The sequence below is a fragment of the Megasphaera sp. DISK 18 genome (genome assembly GCF_001682955.1).
Taxonomy (GTDB): Bacteria; Bacillota; Negativicutes; order Veillonellales; family Megasphaeraceae; genus Megasphaera; species Megasphaera massiliensis.
On record NZ_LUGJ01000021.1, the window covers coordinates 1 to 24,543 of the forward strand.

At 53.5% G+C, this 24,543-nt stretch carries 26 protein-coding genes; 24 read left to right on the forward strand and 2 right to left on the reverse strand.

What is annotated here, in order from left to right:
* Positions 1 to 42: 42 nt before the first annotated feature.
* Positions 43 to 798, reverse strand: a complete 756-nt coding sequence (locus A0U42_RS04790; protein ID WP_044503975.1) for an exodeoxyribonuclease III — start codon at positions 796 to 798, stop codon at positions 43 to 45.
* 202 nt (positions 799 to 1,000) lie between these two features.
* On the opposite strand from A0U42_RS04790, the gene A0U42_RS04795 reads away from it, so the two are divergent.
* The 24 genes from A0U42_RS04795 (at position 1,001) to A0U42_RS04910 (ending at position 23,140) form a co-directional block, all read left to right on the forward strand.
* On the forward strand, positions 1,001 to 2,638 hold the full coding sequence (locus A0U42_RS04795; protein ID WP_065360082.1) for a phosphoglucomutase: 1,638 nt from the start codon (positions 1,001 to 1,003) through the stop codon (positions 2,636 to 2,638).
* A 135-nt stretch (positions 2,639 to 2,773) separates the two neighbouring features.
* Positions 2,774 to 3,046, forward strand: coding sequence for an ACT domain-containing protein (locus A0U42_RS04800; protein ID WP_044503973.1), 273 nt, complete (start codon positions 2,774 to 2,776; stop codon positions 3,044 to 3,046).
* Positions 3,047 to 3,057: 11 nt separating this feature from the next.
* Complete coding sequence (locus A0U42_RS04805) at positions 3,058 to 4,416, forward strand: PFL family protein (protein WP_044503972.1); 1,359 nt, start codon at positions 3,058 to 3,060, stop codon at positions 4,414 to 4,416.
* 30 nt (positions 4,417 to 4,446) lie between these two features.
* Complete coding sequence (locus tag A0U42_RS04810; protein ID WP_065360083.1) at positions 4,447 to 5,484, forward strand: glycosyltransferase family 4 protein; 1,038 nt, start codon at positions 4,447 to 4,449, stop codon at positions 5,482 to 5,484.
* Between the two features lie 40 nt (positions 5,485 to 5,524).
* Positions 5,525 to 6,670 (forward strand): non-hydrolyzing UDP-N-acetylglucosamine 2-epimerase, encoded by a 1,146-nt coding sequence (gene wecB, locus A0U42_RS04815; RefSeq protein WP_065360084.1) that lies wholly within the window; start codon positions 5,525 to 5,527, stop codon positions 6,668 to 6,670.
* A gap of 180 nt (positions 6,671 to 6,850) precedes the next feature.
* Entirely contained in the window at positions 6,851 to 7,129 is a 279-nt protein-coding gene (locus tag A0U42_RS04820; RefSeq protein WP_065360085.1) for an AtpZ/AtpI family protein, read from the forward strand.
* Positions 7,130 to 7,148: 19 nt separating this feature from the next.
* Positions 7,149 to 7,517 (forward strand): ATP synthase subunit I, encoded by a 369-nt coding sequence (locus A0U42_RS04825; RefSeq protein WP_044503968.1) that lies wholly within the window; start codon positions 7,149 to 7,151, stop codon positions 7,515 to 7,517.
* Positions 7,518 to 7,536: 19 nt separating this feature from the next.
* Positions 7,537 to 8,208 carry a F0F1 ATP synthase subunit A gene (atpB, locus tag A0U42_RS04830; RefSeq protein WP_065360086.1) on the forward strand — a complete coding sequence of 224 codons (672 nt, stop codon included), beginning with the start codon at positions 7,537 to 7,539 and terminating at the stop codon, positions 8,206 to 8,208.
* 66 nt (positions 8,209 to 8,274) lie between these two features.
* Positions 8,275 to 8,532: a F0F1 ATP synthase subunit C gene (gene atpE, locus A0U42_RS04835; RefSeq protein ID WP_044503966.1), complete on the forward strand. Its 258-nt coding sequence runs from the start codon at positions 8,275 to 8,277 to the stop codon at positions 8,530 to 8,532.
* 39 nt (positions 8,533 to 8,571) lie between these two features.
* Complete coding sequence (atpF, locus tag A0U42_RS04840) at positions 8,572 to 9,069, forward strand: F0F1 ATP synthase subunit B (protein WP_044503965.1); 498 nt, start codon at positions 8,572 to 8,574, stop codon at positions 9,067 to 9,069.
* A 4-nt stretch (positions 9,070 to 9,073) separates the two neighbouring features.
* A complete protein-coding gene (locus A0U42_RS04845) occupies positions 9,074 to 9,640 on the forward strand; it encodes a F0F1 ATP synthase subunit delta (protein WP_065360087.1) in 567 nt (188 codons plus the stop codon).
* Positions 9,640 to 11,175 (forward strand): F0F1 ATP synthase subunit alpha, encoded by a 1,536-nt coding sequence (gene atpA / locus A0U42_RS04850; RefSeq protein WP_065360088.1) that lies wholly within the window; start codon positions 9,640 to 9,642, stop codon positions 11,173 to 11,175. The genes A0U42_RS04845 and atpA overlap by 1 nt, the downstream gene beginning before the upstream one ends.
* Before the next feature lie 3 nt (positions 11,176 to 11,178).
* Positions 11,179 to 12,042 (forward strand): ATP synthase F1 subunit gamma, encoded by an 864-nt coding sequence (gene atpG / locus A0U42_RS04855; protein WP_044503962.1) that lies wholly within the window; start codon positions 11,179 to 11,181, stop codon positions 12,040 to 12,042.
* 58 nt (positions 12,043 to 12,100) lie between these two features.
* Positions 12,101 to 13,519 (forward strand): F0F1 ATP synthase subunit beta, encoded by a 1,419-nt coding sequence (gene atpD, locus A0U42_RS04860; RefSeq protein ID WP_065360089.1) that lies wholly within the window; start codon positions 12,101 to 12,103, stop codon positions 13,517 to 13,519.
* Positions 13,520 to 13,522: 3 nt separating this feature from the next.
* Positions 13,523 to 13,945, forward strand: a complete 423-nt coding sequence (locus tag A0U42_RS04865; protein ID WP_065360090.1) for a F0F1 ATP synthase subunit epsilon — start codon at positions 13,523 to 13,525, stop codon at positions 13,943 to 13,945.
* A gap of 359 nt (positions 13,946 to 14,304) precedes the next feature.
* On the forward strand, positions 14,305 to 15,183 hold the full coding sequence (glyQ, locus tag A0U42_RS04870) for a glycine--tRNA ligase subunit alpha (protein WP_044503959.1): 879 nt from the start codon (positions 14,305 to 14,307) through the stop codon (positions 15,181 to 15,183).
* A 1-nt stretch (position 15,184) separates the two neighbouring features.
* Positions 15,185 to 17,233 carry a glycine--tRNA ligase subunit beta gene (gene glyS, locus A0U42_RS04875; protein ID WP_065360091.1) on the forward strand — a complete coding sequence of 683 codons (2,049 nt, stop codon included), beginning with the start codon at positions 15,185 to 15,187 and terminating at the stop codon, positions 17,231 to 17,233.
* Between the two features lie 130 nt (positions 17,234 to 17,363).
* Positions 17,364 to 17,924 (forward strand): hypothetical protein, encoded by a 561-nt coding sequence (locus tag A0U42_RS04880; RefSeq protein WP_065360092.1) that lies wholly within the window; start codon positions 17,364 to 17,366, stop codon positions 17,922 to 17,924.
* A 183-nt stretch (positions 17,925 to 18,107) separates the two neighbouring features.
* Entirely contained in the window at positions 18,108 to 18,449 is a 342-nt protein-coding gene (rplS, locus tag A0U42_RS04885; RefSeq protein ID WP_044503957.1) for a 50S ribosomal protein L19, read from the forward strand.
* A gap of 205 nt (positions 18,450 to 18,654) precedes the next feature.
* A complete protein-coding gene (gene bioB / locus A0U42_RS04890) occupies positions 18,655 to 19,659 on the forward strand; it encodes a biotin synthase BioB (protein ID WP_065360093.1) in 1,005 nt (334 codons plus the stop codon).
* A gap of 347 nt (positions 19,660 to 20,006) precedes the next feature.
* On the forward strand, positions 20,007 to 20,567 hold the full coding sequence (locus A0U42_RS04895) for a shikimate kinase (RefSeq protein WP_081651710.1): 561 nt from the start codon (positions 20,007 to 20,009) through the stop codon (positions 20,565 to 20,567).
* Positions 20,564 to 21,526 carry a 6-phosphofructokinase gene (pfkA, locus tag A0U42_RS04900; RefSeq protein ID WP_065360094.1) on the forward strand — a complete coding sequence of 321 codons (963 nt, stop codon included), beginning with the start codon at positions 20,564 to 20,566 and terminating at the stop codon, positions 21,524 to 21,526. The genes A0U42_RS04895 and pfkA overlap by 4 nt, the downstream gene beginning before the upstream one ends.
* A gap of 242 nt (positions 21,527 to 21,768) precedes the next feature.
* Entirely contained in the window at positions 21,769 to 22,434 is a 666-nt protein-coding gene (locus tag A0U42_RS04905) for an amino acid ABC transporter permease (RefSeq protein ID WP_044503954.1), read from the forward strand.
* Entirely contained in the window at positions 22,421 to 23,140 is a 720-nt protein-coding gene (locus A0U42_RS04910) for an amino acid ABC transporter ATP-binding protein (RefSeq protein WP_044503953.1), read from the forward strand. Before A0U42_RS04905 ends, A0U42_RS04910 begins: the two co-directional genes overlap by 14 nt.
* Positions 23,141 to 23,241: 101 nt before the next feature.
* Here A0U42_RS04910 and hemL read toward each other — a convergent pair whose 3' ends face one another.
* Positions 23,242 to 24,531, reverse strand: coding sequence for a glutamate-1-semialdehyde 2,1-aminomutase (gene hemL / locus A0U42_RS04915; RefSeq protein ID WP_065360095.1), 1,290 nt, complete (start codon positions 24,529 to 24,531; stop codon positions 23,242 to 23,244).
* Positions 24,532 to 24,543 lie beyond the last annotated feature (12 nt).

The following is a 24,543-nucleotide window of genomic DNA, read 5'->3' on the forward strand; positions in this document are numbered from 1 at the left end:
CAACATTTGACAAGGAGCCTCATTTTTGCTATAATATATGTTTTATTTTAAAGTGAGGCCGACAGGGCAGTGGTCGCTGCCGAGGATGTCGGTGTAAATAGAAGCCGATTCTAAGCGGTCGTCGAGGTCGGTCGTCGTCAGGAAGTAGTCGATGCGCCATCCGGCGTTGTTCTGGCGGGCTCTAAAGCGGTAGCTCCACCACGAATAGACGCCTTCTTTATCAGGGTAGAAGTGACGCCACGTGTCGGTGAAGCCGGCAGCCAGAAGGTCGGTCATCTTCTGCCGTTCTTCATCGGAGAAGCCGGCGTTCTTGCGGTTCGTCTTGGGGTTCTTGAGGTCGATTTCCTGGTGGGCGACGTTGAGGTCTCCGCAGACGATGACCGGTTTTTCCTGATGGAGGGACAGGAGGTACTCCTTAAAGTCGTCTTCCCACTGCATGCGGTAGGGCAGGCGGGCCAGTTCGCTTTGCGAATTGGGGGTGTAGCAGGTGACGAAGAAGTAGTCGTCAAACTCGAGGGTAATCAAACGCCCTTCGTGATTGTGTTCGTCCTTATCCATGCCGTAACGGACGGACAGGGGCTTGATGCGGGTGAAGATGGCCGTGCCGCTGTAGCCCTTGCGGTCGGCGTAGTTCCAATACTGTTCGTAGCCCGGAAGGTCGATGTCGATCTGGCCTTCTTGGAGCTTCGTTTCCTGCAGGCAGAACAGGTCGGCGTCGAGGTCGTTAAATGTATCTAAGAATCCTTTTTTCATGACGGCCCGCAGACCGTTGACATTCCAAGAGATAAACTTTGTCATAGAAACCACCTTTCTTTTTCAGATATCCTCGATGATAAGCCATTTTTATCTAGGATAATGATGCGTTTTTTGTTATAATGAAAACAAACGAATTGCCGCGATGAGATGCTGTGATGACAGTATCCGCAAGGATATTGGCAGCACTCTTTCTTATTGTATAAAATCGTTGAATCCTTGTCAAAATAATAAAGCAGGTGATAGTATGGCAGTACATGAATTAGCAGGAACGAAAGTAAGACCGGAAGACTACATCGACTTGGACGCCATGACCAAGGCGTATCATTCGATTCATCCTGACGCCTCTGATCCCCATCAACAGGTGCGCTTCGGAACGTCAGGCCATCGCGGTCAGGCCGGCAGCGGCAGTTTTACGGCAGACCACGTTGCGGCCATTACCCAGGCCGTTTGTAATTTCCGCCACGACTTTGGTGCCGACGGACCGTTGTTCGTCGGGTCCGACACCCATTATTTATCGAAATTGGCTTTCGAAACGGTCTTGTCGGTCCTCTCGGCCAATAAGGTTACGGCCTACGTCGACGCTGACGTCGATTTTGTCCCGACGCCGTCTGTTTCAAGGGCTATCCTGCGCTTTAATGACCACCGTAAGGAAAACTTAGCCGACGGACTGATCCTCACGCCGTCCCATAATCCTCCGGAACACGGCGGCATTAAGTACAACCCGACGACGGGAGGACCGGCAGGTTCTGACATGACCAAGGCTATTGAAGCCGAAGCCAATCGCATTCTTGCAGGTCATAATCAGGATGTCAAGGCCATTTCCTATGAAGAAGCGTCCCAGGGTGATTTTGTCGTCCCTTATGACTATAAGGGCTTATATGTCGCTGAATTGGCGTCCATCCTTGACATGGAAGCCATCCGCGATGCCGGACTTCCCATTTTGGTCAATGCTCTCGGCGGTTCGGGCATGAATTACTGGCACCGTATTTCCGAACGCTACCATTTGAACCTGTCTTTTGTTAACGATACGTACGATCCGCAGTTCACCTTTATGAATTACGACCATGACGGCAAGGTCCGCATGGACTGCTCGTCGGCCTACGTCATGTCGGCCGTTACCGGTCAGGCTGCCGATTATCGCCTCATTTTGGCCAATGACCCCGACTATGACCGTTTCGGCATCGTCTGCGGCACGGACGGCATGATTACGGCCAACGCCTTTTTGACCGTCGCCGCGCACTACCTCATGACCCATCGCCATTTCGACGGTCTGGGCATCGCTAAAACCGTCGTTACGACGGATATGCTGGCTCGGGCGGCGAAAAAACTCGACGTACCTCTCTATGAAGTCCCCGTTGGCTTTAAGTATTTCGGCCCCCTCTATGAAGACGGGAAAATCGCCTTTTCCGGCGAAGAAAGTGCCGGTGCTTCCTTTATCGCTAAAGACGGCAGCGTCTGGACGACGGACAAGGACGGCATCATTCTCTGCCTCTTGGCAGCGGAAATCTACGCCGTTACGGGAAAATCGCCGGCGGCTTACTATGAAGGACTCTGTGAAGAACTGGGCCGGCCCTACACCGTGCGCAGCGATGCGCCGGCGACGCTGGAAGAAAAGGACAAGATCAGCTCGCTTACGGAAAAGGATGTAACCGAAAAGAATCTCTGCGGCAGTCCCATTACGGCCGTCCTGTCCCGTTCGCCTTACGGCAATTCGGCTATCGGCGGCGTCAAGATTACGACCGATGACGGCTGGGTCGCAGCCCGCCCGTCGGGAACGGAAGACATGTATAAGCTCTATGCCGAAAGCTTCGTCTCCCAGGAACAGGCCGGAAAGCTTCTTGAAGAAGGGAAGTCCCTCATCCGCAAGGCTTTGGATGCATAGAAAGTTTCTTTCAAATCGAAATGATTTACTCGATTTTCGTATCATAAGGCCTTTTCATGGGCCGAAAGTGGCATTTACTGCGTTACCTGTGCTATAATGGGGAGCGTAGAATCTAACTCAAAGGGGTGGGCAGCTGTGAAAGTTGTAATCACGGTAGTCGGCGTGGACCGTACGGGTATCATCGCCGCCGTCAGTCAGATCATGGCGGAACATAAGGTAAATATACTGACCATTAATCAGGTTATTTTAGATGGCATTTTCAACATGGCCATGATTGTTGATATGGACCCTGCAGATATTGATTTAGATACTCTTCAGGATTTGCTCAAGCAGAAGGGTGAAACCCTCGGTGTCGAAATCAGAGCCCAGAACCAGGCTATTTTTGATGCCATGCATCGTGTGGGCTAAGGAGAGGGAATATGCTGACAATCCATGACGTACTTGAAACGAATCAAATGATTCAAAAGAACAACCTTGACGTCCGGACGATTACCATGGGCATCAGTCTCCTCGACTGCTGTGCCAGTGACGGCAAGACGTTGTGCAGCAACATTTACGATAAAATCACGCGCTACGGCGAGCACCTGGTAGAGACGGGGGAAGCCATTTCCCGCGAATACGGCGTGCCCATCATCAATAAGCGCGTGTCTGTGACGCCCATCAGCCTCGTCGCCGGGGCCAGCGATATGACGAGTTATGTCGATATCGCCCGGACCCTTGATAAGGCGGCCAAGACGATCGGTATCAACTTCATCGGCGGCTTTTCGGCCCTCGTCGAACGGGGCATGAGTAAGGGCGACCGGATCCTCATCGATTCCATCGCCGAAAGCCTGGCTGTGACCGATCTCGTCTGCAGCTCTGTCGCCGTCGGCTCGACGAAGGCCGGCATCAACATGGATGCCGTCGCTGAAATGGGGCGGGTCTTTAAGGATTTGGCCGAACGGACGAAGGAACAGGATGCCTTAGGCTGTGCCAAACTGGTCGTCTTCTCCAATGCGGTAGAAGACAATCCCTTCATGGCCGGCGCCTTCCACGGCGTCACCAACGGCGATTCCTGTATCAGCGTCGGCGTCAGCGGCCCGGGCGTCGTAAAAGTAGCCCTGGAAAACGTGAAGGGCGAACCCTTTGATGTCGTCGCCGAAACGATTAAGAAGACGGCCTTTAAGATTACCCGTGTCGGCCAATTGGTCGCCATGGAAGCGTCGAAACGCCTCAATATGCCCTTTGGCATCATCGACTTATCCTTGGCACCGACACCGGCTGTCGGTGACAGTGTGGCTTCCATTCTTGAAGAAATGGGCCTTGAAAGCTGCGGGGCCTGCGGTACGACGGCAGCCCTGGCGCTTTTAAATGACGCCGTCAAGAAGGGCGGTCTCATGGCTTCATCCCGCGTCGGCGGCCTGTCAGGCGCCTTCATCCCGGTCAGCGAAGACAAGGGCATGCTCGAAGCCGTCGGCCGCGGCAGCCTGAGCCTTGAAAAGCTCGAAGCCATGACCTGCGTCTGCTCTGTCGGCCTCGATATGATCGCCATTCCCGGCGATACACCGGCGTCGACCATTTCGGCCATCATCGCCGATGAAGCAGCCATCGGCATGATCAACAACAAGACGACGGCCGTCCGCGTCATCCCCGTACCGGGCAAGGGCGTCGGCGATAACGTCGAGTTTGGCGGCCTTCTCGGCCATTGCCCGATTATCAATGTCAATAAATATAAGTCAGATGAATTCATTGCCCGCGGCGGCCGTATTCCGGCGCCCATGCGCAGTCTGACCAACTGATGATAGATTAACGGAAAGTAGGCGTGTGTTGTGCTCCAATATGTTGTACCCTTTATCATTGCCTTGGTCGTTTCCTATCTTTTGACGCCGGGCGTCAAGAAGGTGGCCATCAAGGTTGGCGCCGTGGACCGGCCCAATGCAAGAAAGGTACATACTCATGTCATCCCGCGGCTCGGCGGGCTGGCTATTTATATCGGCTTTATGGCGGCCGTCTTGTTCTGCGTGCCCCTGCACCACGAACTCATCGGCATGCTCCTCGGCTGTACGGCCATCGTCGCCATCGGCATTTGGGACGATATCTGCAACATCCCGGCCCGGGTCAAGCTCGTCGGCCAGATTGCAGCGGCCTGTATTCCCGTGGCCTTCGGCATTCAGATCGAATGGCTGACCAATCCTTTCGGAGATATCCTGGTCCTGCCGGAAGTCATTGCCATTCCGGTGACGATTTTCTGGATCATCGGCTTTACCAATACGGTGAACCTCATCGACGGTCTGGACGGGCTGGCTGCCGGCGTAGCCTTCATCGCCTCGATTTCGATGTTCCTCTTGGCGGTAAACCTCAATCAATTCCTGCCGGCCCTCATCATCGTGTCCATGGCCGGTGCAGCCTTGGGATTTTTGCAGTACAACTTTAACCCTGCCAAAATCTTCATGGGCGATACGGGGAGTATGCTTCTCGGATATACCCTGGCTGTCTCGGCCGTTCTCGGCCTGGTCAAGACGGCGGCGACGGTGGCACTGGTCGTGCCCATCATCGCCTTAGGCCTTCCCATTCTCGATACGACCTTCGCCATCATCCGACGCCGGATGAGCGGCGTTCCCATATTTCAGCCGGATAAGGGTCATCTGCACCATCGTCTCCTGGCCCTGGGTATGACACAGAAGCAAGCCGTACTGATCATGTATTTTGTCAGCATGATGTTAGGCATCGTCGCCCTCTTCGTAGCCAACGTAAGCTATCAGACGGGGATCGTGACTGTCTTGGTCGTTCTTGCCGTTATCATCTACTCGGCAAAGCGCATCGGCATACTGCGTAAATCAACGACCGATTCGACCCGCAAATCATGACGGGAAGAATCGGTTCGTCATATAAGGAGGAATTTGTATTATGATTAAGGTAATGACTGTATTCGGCACGCGGCCGGAGGCGATTAAAATGGCACCGGTCGTCAAGGAATTACAGAAACATGCCGACAGCATTCAGACGGTCGTTGCCGTCACGGCCCAGCATCGCCAGATGCTCGACCAGGTCCTGGAGTTGTTCCGGATTACGCCGGATTACGACCTGGACATCATGGCCAAGGGCCAGACCTTATACGATATTACGACGAAGTCGCTCCTGGGTCTCAAGGATGTCCTGGCCAAAGAACAGCCGGATCTGGTCCTCGTCCACGGCGATACGACGACGACCTTTGCCGGGGCCCTGGCGTCCTATTATCAGCAGATCCCCGTCGGCCACGTCGAAGCCGGCCTGCGGACAGGGGATATATATTCGCCGTTCCCGGAAGAAATGAACCGCAAGCTCACCGGGGCCATTGCGGCCATTCATTTTGCCCCGACCTCGACGGCACGGGCCAACCTCGTCCGTGAAAATATAGATCCGTCTCAGATTTACGTAACGGGGAATACCGTCATCGACGCTTTGATGACGACCGTTGCCGGCGACTATGACTTCGGCGACCAATTGAAATCGGTGGACTTCAAGCACCATCGAGTCATCCTCTTGACGACGCACCGTCGGGAAAACCTCGGCGAGCCCATGCGCCATATCTATAAGGCCCTGCGCCGCATCATCGAAGAGATTCCCGATACGGAAATCGTCTTTCCCGTCCACCGCAACCCGAAAGTCCGCAAGGTCGTCGAAGATGAACTGTCCGGCATCGACCGGATCCATCTCATCGATCCCATGGAATATGAACCCTTTGCCAACCTCATGAGCCTCAGCTATCTGGTACTGACCGATTCCGGCGGTATCCAGGAAGAAGCGCCGTCTCTGGGAAAACCGGTTCTGGTCCTGCGCAATACGACGGAACGGCCGGAAGCCGTGGAAGCCGGGACGGTCCGCCTCATCGGCACGCATAAAGACGTCGTCTATGCCGAAACGAAGCGCCTTTTGACCGATAAGGCCGCTTATGACGCCATGAGCAACGCCATAAATCCTTATGGCGACGGCCAGGCATCGCGGCGCATCGTCGAAGCCATTCTCCATGTTTTTGCCGGCAAGGAAGCCGTTCCTGACGACTTCTGCCGTTAAAATAAGCTTCAGTTATATTGAGAATAGTTTTTAGTTATATACTCGCTTTTTCTTTCATCTTGTGTTGATTTTCCTGTTTTTCCGTGCTAAAATAAGCAATAATCGCGGCTAAACGTAGGTTTTCTATGCGCAGCGCGGTTATGGAAAGACTGCTATCGCCTGAGCAGGAGTGTGTGTGCTATGAGAAAAAAGAATGATTCTCACAGTGACAAAGGGGCTTCTATGAGGCTTTTAGACATCGTTGCCATTGCCGCATCTCTCGGTCTGTCGCTCTTTGTCTGCATCTGCGTCGGCGTCGCCATCGGCCGTTTTATCGATGTCTATACGGGCACATCGCCGTGGGGATTGATCCTCTTTTCCCTGATCGGTGCCGTTTCCGGGTTCTGGACGCTTTACAAAAAAGCCTTGTCCTATGAACGGGATGAATCCCGCCGGAATGGATCGTCATCGAGCCGATGAGAACCGCGGAGGATAGTCTATGGAAGCTTTTTACACCTATGTGAAGGCAACAATTTGCAAACTCATTGGTTTTACATGTATCGTCGCCGCCGTGCTCTTACTGGGCGGGTGGTGGCAGTACATAAGTGGCTGGTGTATCGGCAGCGGCTTGAACATCGTCTATTTTTTCATGCTCAGCAGCCGTTCGGTACGGGCCTTGAAACTGCCGCCCGAGCAGGCGGCGGCATTCATCCGCGGCGGTGCCGTGTTCCGGCTGATTTTCGTCTGCCTGGCCGTCATCGTGATCCTGCAGTTCCCGTCCATTTCACTGGGAGCTGCCGTGGCCGGTATCTTTTCATACCGCGTCCTGATCTTTGCAGATGTGTTGACCGCACGCTTCAGACGGTAAAGGAAAGGAGGTATTGCGTATGGAATTACATGCAGGGCATCATGTGGTCGTTCAGATTCTGGGTCTGAATGTGAACCTGGATACGCTGATGATGACCTGGCTCGTTGCAGCGCTGGTTATCATCGTCACCGTCTCTGCCACAAGGGGACGTTCCCTCGTCCCGTCGGGCCTGCAGAATGCCATGGAAATGGTCATCGAATCCCTCCTCGATCAGTTCAGGGAAACGTTGGGACCGAAATACGGCCAAGTCGTATCGGTCTTATTGACCATGTTCTTATTCATCCTGTTCGCCAACGAATTGGGCATGATTCCGAATCCGGAAATCCTGGCTTCGCCGACGAATGACTTGAATACGACTGTCGCCCTGGCACTGGTATCTTCTTTTATGGTCCATTTTATGGCCTTGAAGAACCAGGGGTTCAAAAAACATTTCAAGAGCTTCTTTAAACCCTTTGCGCCATTTGTTATCATCAATCTGATGGAAGAAATTACCAAACCCTTAACGTTGGCCTTCCGTCTATTTGGCAATATCCTGGCCGGGGAAATTTTGTTGGAAGTCCTGTACTTCCTCGTGCCTATCGGCATTCCGATCATCTGGCTGGTGTTCAGCCTGGTCATCGGTCTCATTCAGGCATTTATCTTTACGATCCTGACCACGTCTTATCTGGCTCCGTCTTTTGCAGACGACTAATCGTGCCGGATACTGTTTTACACTGAAATTTTCATCTTATTCACAGAAACTAGGAGGTTATTTATTATGGAAAAAGCTATCGTATTGGCATTGTCCGCTTTTGGTGCATGCTTGGGTATTGGTTTGGCAGCTCTCGGCGCTGCTATCGGTGACGGTCATGCCGCATCGAAAATGCTCGAAGGTACGGCTCGTCAGCCTGAAATGGGCGGCAAACTCTTGGTCAACATGCTTATCTCCATCGGCTTGATCGAATCCATGCCGATTATCGCAGCTGTCATCTCCATCGTATTGGTCTTCGCCAATCCGTTCGTCAGCCTGCTTTAATCTGAATGATTCTACTATACAGCCGGGGAGGGAAGTACATTGGTTAGTATTAATGGTACCTTGCTGTTCCAGTTTATCAACTTCTTCGTCTTAGTTGCTATTTTGGCGAAGTTCGCTTACAAACCGCTGCTCAAAGTGCTGGAAGACCGCCGCAATAAGATTGCCTCCGATCTCAGCGATGCCGCGAAAGCCAAGGAAACGGCTGAAAAGATGAGAGCCGATTATGAAGCTCAGATCCGCGATGCCCGTGCAGAAGCGCAGGCCATCGTCGACAAAGCGGTAAAGCAGGCCGATAAAGAAGCACAGGCCCAGCTCGAAGCCATTCGCGATCAGATCGCCCGGGAAAAACAGATTGCCCAGGCTGAAATCGCCAATGAACGGGAAGCGGCTATCCGGGAAATGCGTAAGGAAGTAGTCAATCTGTCGATGGCTGTGGCAGAAAAACTGCTCAAGAAGAATATCGATTCCGATATGAACGCAAAACTCGTAGCCGACTGCATTGACCAGATCCAGACGCAGCGCGTAAAGGGGAACTGATCTTATGATACCCGAAACGATCTACAGCAAATACAGCCAGGCTATGTTTGACATTGCCAGCGAACAGAAGAAGCTTACCGAGTTCGGAACAGAATTAAAAGGCGTACGGGATACGTTTCAGGAAAATCCCGATTTATGGAAATTCCTGAATCATCCCCTCGTACCGCCGCAGTCCAAAAAGGACACATTGAAAAAGATTTTTGGGGACAGCGTGTCGCCGATGGTCATGCAGTTCATGTATGTCATGATCGACCGGCGCCGTGAAGCGGCTTTGGTTTTGGGCATTGACGGGTTTATCGATTTGGCCCGTAAGGCTCAGAACATCGAAGTGGCCAAAATCCGCGTCGTCAAGCCGCTGTCCAAGAAAGAACAGACCAAGCTCGTAGCCAGCCTGGAAGCCATGACGGGACAGCAGATAGAACCGCTGTACTACGTCGATCCGTCGCTTATCGGCGGCATGGTCATCCAAATTGGCGATAAATTAATAGACGGCAGCCTTAAGCGGCATCTGCAGGATATGCAGAATAGCCTGCTCCAGGCTGACGCGACGAATGGGGTGACGGACGAATAATGAATATGAAGCCAGAAGAAATTACGGCTATAATCAAGAAACAAATCGAAGATTATAATGTGGAAATGAACGTCGATGACGTCGGTACCGTCTTGGAAGTCGGGGACGGCATTGCCCACATTTACGGTTTGGAAAAAGCCATGTCCGGGGAATTGCTGGAACTGCCGCACGGCGTTTACGGCATGGCCCTGAACTTGGAAGAAGATAACGTCGGCGCCGTACTGCTCGGCGATGACGCCCTCATTAAAGAAGGCGACACCGTCCGTCGTACAGGCCGCGTTATGCGTGTTCCTGTCGGCGAAAACATGATCGGCCGCGTCGTCAATCCCTTAGGGATGGCCATTGACGGCAAGGGGGACATCAAGACGACGGAATCTCGCCTGATCGAAGTCAAGGCCTACGGTATTGCCGACCGCCAGCCGGTCAAGGTACCGCTCCAGACGGGTCTGAAAGCCATCGACTCCATGGTCCCTATCGGCCGTGGCCAGCGTGAACTCATCATCGGTGACCGTGGCACGGGCAAGACGGCCATTGCCATCGATACAATCTTGAATCAGAAGGATACGGGCGTCATCTGTGTCTACGTCGCCATCGGTCAGAAATCGTCGACCGTTGCCCGCGTCGTACGGACCCTCGAAGAACACGGCGCTATGGCCTATACCATCGTCGTTGCCGCAACGGCCTCCGACGGGGCTCCGCTCCAGTATCTTGCTCCGTATTCCGGCGTATCCATTGCCGAATACTTCATGCTCCAGGGCAAAGACTGCCTCTGCGTATACGACGATTTGTCCAAACACGCCCAGGCATACCGCGCCATGAGTTTGCTTCTCCGTCGTCCGCCAGGACGTGAAGCGTATCCCGGCGACGTATTCTACTTACATTCCCGTCTGCTCGAACGGGCGGCTAAACTGTCCGATGAATTGGGCGGCGGCTCGATTACGGCCCTGCCGATCATCGAAACCTTGGCCGGTGACTTGTCGGCCTATATTCCGACCAACGTCATTTCCATTACCGACGGCCAGATCTTCCTCGAAACAGAAGCCTTCAACTCCGGGATCCGTCCGGCTATCAACGTCGGCCTCTCCGTATCCCGTGTCGGCGGTTCGGCTCAGATCAAGGCCATGAAGAGCATTGCCGGTACGCTCCGTTTGAACCTGGCCCAGTACCGCGAATTGGCAGCTTTTGCTCAGTTCGGCTCCGACCTCGATAAGAACACGAAAGCCCAGATCGACGCCGGTGAACGGACGATGCAGCTCCTCATTCAGCCGCAGTATAAGCCGATGGCCGTTGAAGATCAGGTCATGCAGATTTATTTGGCCGTTAAGAACTACCTGATGCCTGTCCAGGTTGACGAAGTTGCCGAATTTGCAGACGGCTTCGTTACCTTCATGCACAGCAACTATCCGGAAGTCGGTGAAAGCATTAAATCGACGAAGGAACTCGGCAAAGATGCAGAAGAAACCCTCAAGAAAGCCATTGCGGAATACCTCAAGCAGTACGGTACTTCTCACGAACTGGTTAAAGAGGAGGAATAAGCTATGCCGAGTGCACGCGAAATAAATCGACGGATTAAATCCGTTACCAATACTCAGCAGATCACCAAGGCCATGAAGATGGTCTCTTCCGTGCGACTGCGCCGTGCACAGGAACGGGCACTGGCTACTGCCCCGTATACCGAAAAAATGGAAGGCATGCTGCGCCGCTTGTCGGCGGCATCCCCCGATTCCGGGAACCCTTTGTTCCAGTCCCGCGATGACGTCAAGAAGACGTGCTATATCATCATCGGGGCCGATAAGGGCCTGGCCGGTGCCTTCAACGCCAACATCAACAAGACCATGGTATCCGTCTTAAAGGATAAGCCGCGCAGTGCGTCGGTCCTTTTCGTCTCCGGCCGCAAACCGGCAGAGTACTTAAAGCACCTGCATATTACGCCGGAAGAAAAATGGTCCGGTTTTTCGGATAAGCCGCAGCTCATCAATGCCCAGGAAATCGCCCATTTGGCGACGCAGAAGTTCCTCGACGGCGAAGTCGATGAAGTCTATGTCATCTATACGCACTTCAAAACGGCCTTGTCCCAGGAAGCAAAAATCGTGAAGATGCTGCCTATTTCTCAGGAAGAACAGGCCGGTGACCAGGGGCCGCGGGAAGAGTACTTGTTTGCTCCCGATGCATCCCAGGTCCTCGATTCTTTGCTGCCCCAGTACTTAGATCTGTTTATCTACAACAGTCTCCTTCAGTCAGCTGCCAGTGAACTCGGTGCCCGCATGACGGCCATGACGTCGGCTACGGACAACGCCGGTGAGCTGATCGAAAAACTGACTGTTACCTACAATAAAGTCCGCCAGGCTGGTATTACCAACGAACTGACGGAAATCGTAAGTGGCGCCAACGCCTTGAAATAAGACGTGATTCTCGTCACGCGCTGCTGTTACAATTCTTGAAAGAGAGGAGAACCTCTTCATGAGCAATAACATTGGGAAAGTAGTCCAGGTCATCGGCCCGGTCGTCGACGTGCGGTTTGCTTCCGAAGCAGACTTGCCGTCCATCTACAACGCCATCCGTATCACGGGCGGTGAAGGCGACCAGAAGATCGACCTCATTGTAGAAGCCATGCAGCACTTAGGTGACGACGTCGTCCGCTGCGTTTCCATGGACTCCACAGATGGCCTCGTCCGCGGCATGGCAGCCGAAAATACCGGCGACCCGATCAAGGTCCCTGTCGGCAAAGGCGTCTTAGGCCGTATCTTCAACGTCCTCGGCCATACCGTTGACAAAGTCGACGCCAAGGTCGAAGCCGATGATTACTGGCCGATCCACCGTCCGGTTCCGAAATTCGAAAACCAGGCGACGGAAACAGAAATCTTTGAAACGGGGATCAAAGTCGTCGACCTTATCTGCCCTTATGCTAAGGGTGGTAAGATCGGCCTCTTCGGCGGTGCCGGCGTCGGTAAAACAGTCCTCATCATGGAATTGATCCACAACGTTGCTACGGGCCACGGCGGTTATTCTGTCTTCACCGGTGTCGGTGAACGTACCCGTGAAGGCAATGACCTTTGGAACGAAATGAAGGAATCCGGCGTTATCGACAAGACGGCCCTCGTCTACGGTCAGATGAACGAACCGCCAGGAGCTCGTATGCGCGTCGGCCTGACCGGTCTTACCATGGCCGAATACTTCCGTGATAAAGAACACAAGGACGTCTTGTTGTTCATCGACAACATCTTCCGTTTCATCCAGGCAGGTTCCGAAGTTTCGGCCCTTCTCGGCCGTATTCCGTCTGCCGTCGGTTACCAGCCGACCCTGGGTACCGACGTCGGCGCCCTGCAGGAACGCATTACGTCGACCAAAGACGGTTCTATCACGTCCGTCCAGGCCGTTTACGTCCCTGCTGACGACCTCACGGACCCGGCTCCGGCTGCTACCTTCGCGCACCTCGATGCGACGACGGTTCTGTCCCGTCAGATCGCCGAACTCGGGATTTACCCGGCCGTCGATCCGTTGGACTCCACGTCTCGTATCCTCGACCCGAACATCATCGGCGACGATCACTACAATACGGCCCGTGCCGTACAGGAAATCCTCCAGAAGTACAACGACCTGCAGGATATCATCGCCATCTTGGGTATCGACGAACTGTCAGAAGAAGATAAGCTGACCGTTGCCCGTGCCCGTAAAGTACAGCGTTTCCTCAGCCAGCCTTTCGCCGTTGCTGAACAGTTTACCGGTCAGGAAGGCCGTTACGTCCCGCTGAAAGAAACGATTGAAGGCTTCAAAGAAATCTTGTCCGGTAAATGTGACGACATGCCTGAACAGGCATTCTACATGGTCGGCAATATTGAAGAAGCCTATGAAAAGGCCAAGACGCTGAAAGGGGAATAGTCTATGGCAGAAGCAGGAAAGACACTCCATTTGGAAGTCATAACGCCCGATGCTGCCGTACTCCATGAAGACGTGGATTTCATCCTCGTCCGTGCCTTAGACGGTGATTTGGGTATCATGCCCAACCATGCGCCGCTCATCGCATCCCTGTCGATTTGGCCTTTATGCTATGACAAGGACGGAAGCCGCGGCTGCGTCACCGTTGCCGGAGGCTTCCTCGAAGTCCATGGCAATGCGGTCACGGTCATTACGCCGGCTTCGGAAAAGCCGGAAGATATCGACATCGACCGAGCCATCGAATCGGAAAAGCGTGCCGAAGCCTTATTGGCGAAACACGCTGCCGACCTCGACGAAACCCGTGCCCAAGCGTCCCTGCAGCGTGCTCTGCGCCGCATCGACGTAGCCCGCAAATACGGCAAGCAATAGGATTACCCGATTGAAAAGGATTGTCTCCTAAAGGTTTTATGCCTTTAGCGACAATCCTTTTTTGATGGGGGAAAAGATTGACTTTTACCCTTAAGTTTGCTATGATAAGGGACGTACAATTACATAGGCGATGCAAGAGAACAAGTACGTATCTTATCAGCGAGGTCGGGATAGTGTGAGCCGGCTGCCGATGCGGAAGGCGCTCTGAAGGCCGCGGCCGGAAGTCTGTCGATGTGTATGGCCGGTAAATCAAGCGGGTCTTTTGGACCAATCAGGGTGGAACCGCGGGTACGTATACTCGTCCCTGTAACATATTTATCTATGTTACAGGGACTTTTTTGCATGTAGGAGGGAATACGATGAATTTTCAAGACATGATATTCGCATTGAAGAACTTCTGGTCTTCTCAGGGCTGTATCATCTACGAACCGTATGATGTAGAAAAAGGGGCAGGGACCATGAACCCGGCGACGTTCCTCAGAACGCTCGGCCCGGAACCGTGGCACGTAGCCTATGTTGAACCGTCGCGCCGCCCGGCAGACGGCCGCTACGGCGACAATCCGAACCGCCTTTATCAGCACCATCAGTTCCAGGTCATCTGCAAACCGTCGCCGGACAACATTCAGGAACTCTATTTAAAGAGTTTGGAAACCTTGGGCATCAACCCGGCTGAACACGACATCCGCTTCGTCGAAGACAACTGGGAATCGCCGACCCTCGGCGCCTGGGGTCTTGGCTGGGAAGTCTGGCTCGACGGCATGGAAGTCACGCAGTTTACCTACTTCCAGCAAGTCGGCGGCATCGACGTCGCTCCCGTATCGTCGGAAATCACATACGGCATGGAACGACTGGCCATGTATATCCAGGGCGTAGAAAACGTCTATGACCTCCAGTGGAACGAAACGGCCACTTACGGCGATATCTTCCATCAGAACGAAGTCGAACAGTCGACGTATGCCTTTGAACTGAGCAACGCCGACCTCTTGTTCCACCTCTTCGATGAATATGAAAAAGAAGCCATGCGGGTCATCAAAGCCGGCTTCGTCCTTCCGGCCTACGACTACGTATTGAAATGCTCGCACACGTTCAACCTCCTCGATGCCCGCGGCGCCATCAGCGTCAGCGAACGAGCTGCCTTCATCGGCCGCGTCCGCAGTATGGCCCGGGCCTGCGCTAAGGCATACCTGGAACAGCGTGAAAAATTAGGATTCCCAATGCTTTCCAAGGAGGAAAAATAAGATGAGCAAAGATTTGTTACTTGAAATCGGTACCGAAGAAATCCCGGCTCATTATATGCCGAGTATCCTCGGCCAGGTCAAAGACTTGGCTGAAAAATCGTTTGGCGAAGCCAATATCGCTTATGAATCGGTCCGCACCTTGGGCACGCCGCGCCGCATCGCCTTGTTGATGAAAGGTGTTGCTGAAAAACAGGCTGACGTCTCGGCCAAACACAAGGGCCCGTCGGTTTCCATCGCCTATGACGGCGACGGCAAGCCGACCAAGGCTGCCATGGGCTTTGCCCGCGGTCAGAAAATCGACGTCGCTGACCTGACCGTGGAAGACGGTTACGTCTACGCCAACGTCACCAGCGTCGGTGCTGAAACGAAGGGCCTTTTGCCGGACCTCATGAAGGGCATCGTAACGGGCCTCAACTTCCCCAAAAGCATGCACTGGGGGAGCCTCGACTTCCACTTCGTACGGCCTATCCGCTGGTTCGTGGCCCTCTTTGACACGGACGTCATTCCCTTTGAATTGGCCAACGTTTCGTCGGGAAAGGTCAGCCGCGGTCATCGCTTCCTCGGCACGGGCGACTTTACCATCGAAAATCCGGCCTCTTATGAAGCCGTCTGCGAAGAACACTTCCTCATCGTCGACCCGGAAAAACGGCGTCAGCTCATCCTCGACGGCCTTCAGAAACTGGCTGACGAAAAGGGAGGGACGGTCATCATGGACGACGACCTCCTGGAAGAAGTCGTTTACCTCGTCGAATATCCGACGGCCCTGTGTGGTGAATTCGATAAAGATTATTTGAAGCTCCCGGAAGCGGCCATCATTACGCCCATGAAGGACCACCAGCGCTATTTCCCCATGCGTGATGGAGAAGGCAAGCTCATGAACCTCTTCTTGACTGTCCGCAACGGCAACGACTACCATTTGGAAACGGTTCAGCACGGCAACGAACGCGTCCTTCGTGCCCGCCTCGACGACGCCAAGTTCTTCTTTGAAGAAGATAAGAAACATAAATTAGTCGATTACACGGAAAAATTGAAGAAAATCGTCTTCCAGGACGGCCTCGGTACCCTCCACGACAAGGCTCAGCGCCTGGCACAGATCACGGTATTCCTCAATCAGAAACTCGATCTCGGCCTCGATGATGCCAAACTCCAACGGGCTTCTGAACTGGCCAAAGCCGACCTTGCCACCCAGATGGTCATGGAATTTACGGAACTCCAGGGCGTCATGGGGAAGGAATATGCCCTCATCGACGGGGAAGACGAAGGCGTTGCCGAAGCCATCAACGAACAGTATCAGCCGCGCTTTGCCGGCGACGAACTGCCGGCGACCGACATGGGCCGAATCCTCGGCATTGCCGATAAATTCGATACCATTACGGGCATGTTCAGCCGCGGTTTCATTCCGACGGGCTCCCAGGACCCCTTTGCCCTGCGCCGTCAGACCATCGGCATCTTGAACATCGTCATGGATGCCGGTTGGAATATCAACTGCCATGAAGTCTTTGCCTTTATCCTGAACCTCCTCGGGGTAGCCGGTGAAGATGCCGCGACGGTCATGGGGCAGCTCGACGATTACTTTACCCTGCGCCTGAAGAACATCTTCCAGGACAAGGGCATGGATTACCACATCATCGACTGCGTCTTAAGTTCCGATACGCTCAATGCTAATGAAGCGGCTCGCCGCGCTCAGGCCCTCATCGATGCCGATATCATGAGCAAGACCGATCTTCTCCAGGCCTTCACCCGGGTCAGCAACACGATCAAAGGTGCCGATGATACCGACGTCGATCCCGACCTCTTTGAAACTGACGAAGAACGGGCTCTCTACAGCGCCTGCCAGGCTATGCAGGTCAACCTGTCCCAGCAGTACGCCGTCTACGACTATCAGAGCGTAGCCAATACCTTGTCTGAAGGCATTGCCGTCATCAACGAATTCCTGGACAACGTCCTGGTCATGCATAAAGATGAAGCCGTCAAAGAAAACCGACTCCATCTCCTGGCTTTGACGTACAGCCTTATTCAGCCGCTGGGCGATATCAAAAAATTATCGTAAGCCGCCTTTCTTGTGCAGCTAATTTTGAATATGGTATAATAGATAACAGATGCAGCCGGCCTGCATCTGTTATTTATTTGAAGTCCTCTTTTCGCAAGTTTTATCGCAAGAAAATAAAGGAGTGATATCCATGAAATTAAAGAACGTTGCCCTCTTAGTCGCTGCCTTGACCTGTATCGCAGGCTCGACGGCATTGGCTGCTGAAAAAGTCAACATCAAGAGCTCCAATACCGATAGTTATGAGGTAGTTCAGGTCATGACGACCAAGGACAAAGACTATTACCAGTATTACAACCGCGCCTATCAGTACGCCGTCGATATCCCGCGCAGCGCGACGACAGCCGATATGACGACCGACGGGGACGGTGCCTACTTCCAGGATCCGAAAGACGATGCCGTCTTCCAGACCTATGCCGCTAAGAATACCATGGGCTTTTCCATCGACGAATTGTACAACATGGCTGTCGGCATGAACAATTCGCCGGAACTGACGACCAACATCAAGACTAAGGACAGCTACGCCATCGGCTGGACCGACGGCAAGACGTCTTACTATCACGAACTTTACATCAATGACAAGAATAAGACCTACGTGGCCTTTACCGTAACCTATCCGACGGACAAGCGCGATAAGTACCAGGCGATCATCTCCCACATGTCCCGTACTTTCTTGCCCAACGTCCAGATGTAGGCCGAAGGTCCCTTCGTGTTTGCGAGTTTGCGAGAAAAAAGGCTTTACACAAAGGATTTTTTATGATATAATTCCTTTGTTATTTTAGGCAGTCCGCTGCCCGATATGATCGGTATCATATGACGATTGCTGCGTACCATGGCGGCAACGGGGTAAGAATGTCTTATAGGAGGAAAAAGAGCAATGAACATTATCAGCGTACTTGAACAGGAACAGCTTCGTGACGATATCCCGGCATTCCGCCCTGGGGATACTGTCAAAGTTCACGTAAAGGTTGTCGAAGGCAATCGTGAACGTATCCAGATCTTTGAAGGTGTCGTTATCGGCCGTCAGAACGGCGGTGTCCGCGAAACTTTCACTGTCCGCCGCATTTCCTATGGCGTCGGTGTTGAACGTACTTTCTTAGTACATTCGCCGCGTCTGGCTAAAATCGAAGTCGTTCGCCACGGTATCGTTCGCCGTGCAAAACTGCACTATCTCCGCGGTCTTACCGGCAAAGCTGCCCGTATCCGCGAACGCCGATAAGCTATTGGCAAGAACACTTGAAAAAGGGTCTGTCGCAACTGCGACGGGCCTTTTTTTGTGCCCTTAGGGGCGTTGGCAGCGGCTGTCACGGAGAAATACGAGTTTATTGTTAACCTCTTACCATGAAATAATTGGTTGACTAGAGGCCTTTCAGCGCGTATAATAATCCCATAGTCACTAATAGAAAGAGGGGCATTGGTTAACAATGAATACAATCGCAGGTTTAACGGAACGAATTTTACAAGGCTATCGCATCAAACGGGGTGACGATCTGAGTATTTTCTTGACGGCACCGCTGGCAGAACTGCAAGAAGGGGCCGGCGTACTGCAGCGTCATTTTTGCGGCAATCACGTCGACTTCTGTACCATCATCAACGGCCGCAGCGGCCGCTGCAGCGAAGACTGTAAATACTGCGCCCAGTCGGCCTGTCATCATACGGGTTGCGACGAATACGATTTCCTGCCCAAAGAAGAAATCATGGCCAATGCCAAGGCCAATCAGGACGCCGGTGCCAACCGCTTTGCCATCGTTACCTCCGGCAGAGCCTTGTCGGGGAAGGATTTTGAAAAAGCCCTCGACACCTATCGGTCCATGAAGGGGGAACTCCACATCGGCCTCTGCGCCTCCCACGGCTTGCTTTCGAGAGAACAGCTCCATGCCCTCCGCCAGACGGGCGTCACCAGCTACCATCACAACATCGAAACGTCGCGCCGCTTCTTCCCGGAGATTTGCACGACCCATACGTATGACGACCGCATCCGGACGATTAAAGATGCCCAGGCCGAAGGCCTCTGCGTCTGTTCCGGCGGCATCATCGGCATGGGCGAAACCTGGGAAGATCGCCTCGATATGGCCCTTAGCCTCTCCGAACTCGGCATCGAATCGATCCCCATCAACGCCTTGATGCCCATTCCCGGCACGCCTTTTGAAGGGCGGAAGGAACTGTCCGGCGACGATATCCTGCGGACCATTGCCTTTTTCCGCTTCATCAATCCCGAAGCCAATATCCGCCTGGCTGCCGGCCGGAAACTTTTGCCTGAAAACGGGGCTACGGCCCTCCTCTGCGGTGCCTCGGCGTCGATTACGGGCAATATGCTGACCACGTCGGGCTCGACCATCGTCGAAGACATGGCCATGATCAAGCGCCTGGGACTGACCAACGATGCCGGTGAAGAAGGCGGTAACTGCGGCACGACCTGCGCGTCGTAAAAAAAGCTGTGAGGACCCTTCGGGAGCTTTCGGCTGACGATACAAGAGATTTGCCTTGGGCAGGTCTCTTTTTTTTATAAGGTCCTACAAAGTGGGACCTAAATAGACCCCGTAGGGACACTCCGTTTTTTTATTCCCCTTGGAAAAGGGCCGCGACGATTGGCAGAATGACGGGCTCGAGCACGTTTTCGACAATCGTGGAGAGGGTTCTTCTTTTTTGACTGTCCCGCTCTATTTATAGTAATATGAAGAAAAAGTACGGCTTTTTTTGTGTCAACAGGAAAGAAGTATGATAAAATAGGAAGGTACATATGCAGAATAGACTACTTGGAGGAGGTGTGCCGATCATGATGAAGCGGAATATCGTCCTCGTCGGGATGATGGGGAGCGGCAAGAGTCATATTGGCCGTAAGCTGGCGCAACGCCTCAATTGGCAGTTTGTCGACACGGATCGGCGTATCGAGCGGGCCGTAGGCATGACGATTGCCGATTTCTTTGCCAGCCATGGAGAACAGGCGTTTCGAGAGCGGGAGCTCAATATCTTACAGCAAGTCAGCCGGTATCATGAAGCGGTGATTTCTTTTGGCGGCAACTTTCCCATGAATGTCGATACGTATCGTATCTTGCATCGTCATGGCTTTATCGTTGCCCTCTTATCCGAGCCGTTTCGCGTCGAGGAAAGAGTCAGCCGCCACATTGGAAAGCGGCCGACCGTGGACTACGACAATCTTCATGATTTTGTCCATACTATGATGAAACAGTGGGAAGAGATCTATCCGTACTGCGACGGCGTCGTCGATACGACACGCGGGGGAGCGTCACAGATCGTCGAATCCATTGTCCATAAAATCAATGAAAGGCATGTGCAGTTTATTGCCAGGGAAAAGAAGGAGACTGATGTAAAATGATCAACAAAATCGGAGTATTGACCAGCGGCGGGGATGCGCCGGGAATGAATGCGGCCATCCGCGGGGTCACGCGGTATGCTATTCAGCGCGGCCTGACCGTCGAAGGGATTATTCGCGGTTATGAAGGTTTACTGCGTCATGAAACGCGTCCCTTGGGTCGACGCGATGTCGGCGCGATCATTCATCACGGGGGGACTGTACTTCGGACAGCCCGCTGCTTGGAATTCAAAGAAAAAGAAACGCAGCAGAAAGCGGCTGAATATTTACGGGAACAGGAAATCGACGCCTTAGTCGTCATCGGCGGTGACGGCTCCATGCGCGGTGCCGAAGCCTTGGCCGGCTTTGGTTTTCCGACGGTTACCATCCCCGGGACCATCGACAACGATATGGTCGGGACCCAGTATACCTTAGGCTTCGATACGGCTGTCAATACGGTCCTCGAATCGGTCAATAAGATCCGTGATACGGCCTTTTCCCACGACCGCGTCGCCGTCATTGAAGTCATGGGCCGCGAAGCCGGCTTCATCGCCCTTAACGCCGGCATGGCCTCCGGTGCCGAAGCCGTCTTGATTCCGGAACATAAAGTCGATTTGGCTGCGCTCTGCGAGCATTTGGAAGAATCGCACCGCATGAAGAAGCTGAGCAGCATCGTCATCGTCGCCGAAGGGGCTGCTAAAGGCGCTGACGTCGTCGACTATATCAAGGAACATACGTATCTGTCGCCGAACCTGACCGTCCTCGGCTACGTACAGCGCGGCGGAGCTCCGTCGGCTTACGATGCCATCATGGCCGGCCGCTTTGCCCAGAAAGCTGTCGACAGCCTCTTAGACGGCACTTATAACAGTGTCATCGGCCTCATCGACAACAAGGTCGTTGCCACGCCGTATGAAGAAGCCGCCAAGCTTCGCTATCCCATTGATGAAAACCTCTTTGAACTGGTTCATTTCTTAGGCCGATAGACATCTTCTCACAGCGGCTGCCCGTCGGCTTTTGCCACTGTGCCTACAAATAGGGGAATACATAAGGGAGCCTTCCTTTATGCATTCCTTTTTTTGTCGTTTTCTGTCAAATACGGGCAAAAAAGCGGCAGGAGATGAAGAAAATTTATTAAATCTGAATTGACATCACATAAATATGCAAGTATAATAAGATAGCATGTGTTTTTGTATATTTATCTGTATCATCAAGAGGAGTGTTATTCATGTCATTTGATTTTAGCCTGATTTGGAATTCATTGCCTCTGCTGTTGGCAGGCGCCGGTGTTACCATTGAAATCACGGCCATTGCCGTCGGCTTAGGTTTTGTATTCGGCCTGATTACCAGTGTGTGCCGCTTGTCAGGAGTCAAAATATTGAACATCCTGGCTGTCTGCTACGTCAATATTATCCGCGGGACGCCGCTCTTAGTCCAGATCTTTTTGATTTACTTTGCCCTGCCCATGATCATCGGCGAACGGATCAACCCCTTCGTCGCTGCCGTTGCCGCCTGTTCCGTCAACAGTGGGGCCTATGTGGCAGAAATCTTCCGTGCCGGCATTCAGTCTGTCGACAAGGGACAAATGGAAGCCGGTCGGTCTCTCGGCCTGTCGTGGATGCAGACTATGCGCTACATCATTTTGCCCCAGGCTTTCAAACACGTCATTCCGCCTCTTGGCAATGAATTTATTTCCATGACCAAAGAAACGTCCCTGGTTTCGGTCATCGGCTTTGAGGAATTGACCCGCCGGGGCCAGCTGATCATCGCTAAGACCTACGGCTCGTTTGAAATCTGGCTGACCGTCGCTTTTATTTATTTGGTCATGACCTTTACCATCGCCCAGTTGGTAAGCTATTTGGAACGGAGGTTTGCAACGGATGATAGAAATTAAAGGGTTGAAAAAAAGCTTTGGCAAACACGAGGTTCTTCGGGGCATCGATTTGACCATTCAAGATAAAGAAGTCGTCGTCATCATCGGCCCGTCCGGGTCCGGCAAGAGTACGATTCTCCGCTGTATCAATTATTTGGAAGAACCGACGGCCGGCGAAATCATCGTCGACGGCATCAGTATGAACGATGCTAAGAGCATCAACAGCGTCCGCAAGGAAGTCGGCATGGTCTTCCAGCGGTTCAATCTCTTCCCGCACATGACGGTCTTGGAAAACATCATCTTGTCGCCCATGAAGACCCGTGGAGAAAGCAAGGAAGCCGCGACGGAAGTGGCTCTTCAGCTCCTCGAAAAAGTCGGTCTGGCCGATAAGAAGGATGCCTATCCCGAAACCTTATCCGGCGGCCAGCAGCAGCGTGTGGCCATTGCCCGCGCCTTGGCGATGAAGCCGAAATTCATCCTCTTCGACGAACCGACGTCGGCCCTTGACCCGGAAATGGTCCGCGAAGTTCTCGACGTCATCAAAGACCTGGCCCACGACGGCATGTCCATGGCCATCGTCACCCACGAAATGGGTTTTGCCCGCGAAGTGGCCGATCGGGTCTTATTCGTCGATGAAGGCAAGATTCTGGAACAGGGGAAACCGGACGATCTCTTCTCCCATCCGAAGGAAGAACGGACCCAGGCTTTCTTGTCGAAAATCTTATAAGAGACAGCTTTTTCTAAAAGAGAAGGGCTGTGAAAAATCCCGTTTGAGCGATGGCTCAGACGGGATTTTTGGGTTGTGAGTATATTTTTTTTGCGGGCTGGTTAAAGGGAGCGGAAGGCCTTTTCAGCAGCTTCGATCGTTTTTTCGATGTCGGCATCGCTGTGAGCGCCGGAGACGAAGTTCGTTTCAAAAGGCGACGGAGCCAGGTAAATGCCGTCATTCAGCATGGACAGGAAGTAGCTCTTGAAGGCCTCGGCGTCGCAGCCTTCGGCATCAGCGTAGTTCGTGACCGGCCGGTCGCTGAAAAAGACGCTGAACATGGTGCCGGCCTGGGGGACCTGGACCTGGACGCCGGCTTTTTCGGCGGCCTGACGGATCCCTTTGGTAAGGATCGATGTCTTTTCCGTGACTTTTTCGATATAGTTCGGGTCTTCCGTAATGATGCGCAGCGTTTCAAGGCCGGCTGCCATGGCCAGGGGGTTGCCGCTTAAGGTGCCTGCCTGGTAGACCGGACCCTCCGGCGAGACGCAGTCCATGATGGCTTTTTTCCCGCCGTAGGCTGCGACGGGCAGGCCGCCGCCAATGATCTTCCCTAAGGTCGTCATGTCGGGCTCAATATGGTAGAGGCTTTGGGCTCCATGGAGGGCTGAGCGGAAGCCGCACATGACTTCGTCGAAGATGAGGACCGTGCCGTGTTTCTTCGTTTCGTCCCGGAGGAGCTCGAGGTAGCCTTCTTGGGGGAGGACCAGGCCCATATTGCCGGCAATGGGTTCGACGATGACGGCGGCGATGTCGTCGCCGTTTTGATCCATGAGGGCTTTAAAGGCGGCTGCGTCGTTATAAGGGACGGTCAGCGTGTCTTTGGCCGTGCCGGCGGTGACGCCCGGGCTGTCAGGCTGGCCGAAGGTAGCGGCGCCGCTGCCGGCCTTGACTAAGAGGCTGTCGCCGTGGCCGTGGTAGCAGCCGATGAATTTGACGATCTTTTCCCGGCCTGTATAGCCTCGGGCGGCGCGGATGGCGCTCATGGTGGCTTCCGTACCGGAATTGACCATGCGCAGTTTTTCGATGGACGGGTAGACCTGGCGAACGAGTTTGGCCAAATCGGACTCGACGAGGGTCGGTGCGCCGTAGCTCGTGCCCCGTTCGGCAGCTTCCTGGAGGGCTTTGACGACGCGGGGATGGGCGTGGCCGACGATCATGGGACCCCAGGATCCGACGTAGTCGATATACTCGTTGCCGTCGATGTCGGTGATGGTACTGCCCTTGGCCCGGGCGATAAAAGGCGGCGGGCAGCCGATACGGCTGTAGGAACGGACCGGGCTGTTGACGCCGCCCGGCATGAGGGTCTGCGCTTCGGAAAACGCTGCCCTTGATTTTTCTAAGGAAATCATGGAAAGGCCTCC

What these genes read in the sequence shown, in the direction of transcription:
- atpD (WP_065360089.1), top strand. Translation starts at nt 12,101, where the DNA reads ATGAGCAATAACATTGGGAAAGTAGTCCAGGTCATCGGCCCGGTCGTC.
- A0U42_RS04865 (WP_065360090.1), top strand. Translation starts at nt 13,523, where the DNA reads ATGGCAGAAGCAGGAAAGACACTCCATTTGGAAGTCATAACGCCCGAT.
- A0U42_RS04910 (WP_044503953.1), top strand. Translation starts at nt 22,421, where the DNA reads ATGATAGAAATTAAAGGGTTGAAAAAAAGCTTTGGCAAACACGAGGTT.
- glyQ (WP_044503959.1), top strand. Translation starts at nt 14,305, where the DNA reads ATGAATTTTCAAGACATGATATTCGCATTGAAGAACTTCTGGTCTTCT.
- A0U42_RS04825 (WP_044503968.1), top strand. Translation starts at nt 7,149, where the DNA reads ATGGAAGCTTTTTACACCTATGTGAAGGCAACAATTTGCAAACTCATT.
- A0U42_RS04795 (WP_065360082.1), top strand. Translation starts at nt 1,001, where the DNA reads ATGGCAGTACATGAATTAGCAGGAACGAAAGTAAGACCGGAAGACTAC.
- hemL (WP_065360095.1), bottom strand. Translation starts at nt 24,531, where the DNA reads ATGATTTCCTTAGAAAAATCAAGGGCAGCGTTTTCCGAAGCGCAGACC.
- A0U42_RS04895 (WP_081651710.1), top strand. Translation starts at nt 20,007, where the DNA reads ATGATGAAGCGGAATATCGTCCTCGTCGGGATGATGGGGAGCGGCAAG.
- atpE (WP_044503966.1), top strand. Translation starts at nt 8,275, where the DNA reads ATGGAAAAAGCTATCGTATTGGCATTGTCCGCTTTTGGTGCATGCTTG.
- A0U42_RS04880 (WP_065360092.1), top strand. Translation starts at nt 17,364, where the DNA reads ATGAAATTAAAGAACGTTGCCCTCTTAGTCGCTGCCTTGACCTGTATC.
- A0U42_RS04845 (WP_065360087.1), top strand. Translation starts at nt 9,074, where the DNA reads ATGATACCCGAAACGATCTACAGCAAATACAGCCAGGCTATGTTTGAC.
- wecB (WP_065360084.1), top strand. Translation starts at nt 5,525, where the DNA reads ATGATTAAGGTAATGACTGTATTCGGCACGCGGCCGGAGGCGATTAAA.
- A0U42_RS04820 (WP_065360085.1), top strand. Translation starts at nt 6,851, where the DNA reads ATGAGAAAAAAGAATGATTCTCACAGTGACAAAGGGGCTTCTATGAGG.
- glyS (WP_065360091.1), top strand. Translation starts at nt 15,185, where the DNA reads ATGAGCAAAGATTTGTTACTTGAAATCGGTACCGAAGAAATCCCGGCT.
- atpB (WP_065360086.1), top strand. Translation starts at nt 7,537, where the DNA reads ATGGAATTACATGCAGGGCATCATGTGGTCGTTCAGATTCTGGGTCTG.
- A0U42_RS04905 (WP_044503954.1), top strand. Translation starts at nt 21,769, where the DNA reads ATGTCATTTGATTTTAGCCTGATTTGGAATTCATTGCCTCTGCTGTTG.
- A0U42_RS04805 (WP_044503972.1), top strand. Translation starts at nt 3,058, where the DNA reads ATGCTGACAATCCATGACGTACTTGAAACGAATCAAATGATTCAAAAG.
- bioB (WP_065360093.1), top strand. Translation starts at nt 18,655, where the DNA reads ATGAATACAATCGCAGGTTTAACGGAACGAATTTTACAAGGCTATCGC.
- rplS (WP_044503957.1), top strand. Translation starts at nt 18,108, where the DNA reads ATGAACATTATCAGCGTACTTGAACAGGAACAGCTTCGTGACGATATC.
- pfkA (WP_065360094.1), top strand. Translation starts at nt 20,564, where the DNA reads ATGATCAACAAAATCGGAGTATTGACCAGCGGCGGGGATGCGCCGGGA.
- A0U42_RS04790 (WP_044503975.1), bottom strand. Translation starts at nt 798, where the DNA reads ATGACAAAGTTTATCTCTTGGAATGTCAACGGTCTGCGGGCCGTCATG.
- atpA (WP_065360088.1), top strand. Translation starts at nt 9,640, where the DNA reads ATGAATATGAAGCCAGAAGAAATTACGGCTATAATCAAGAAACAAATC.
- atpG (WP_044503962.1), top strand. Translation starts at nt 11,179, where the DNA reads ATGCCGAGTGCACGCGAAATAAATCGACGGATTAAATCCGTTACCAAT.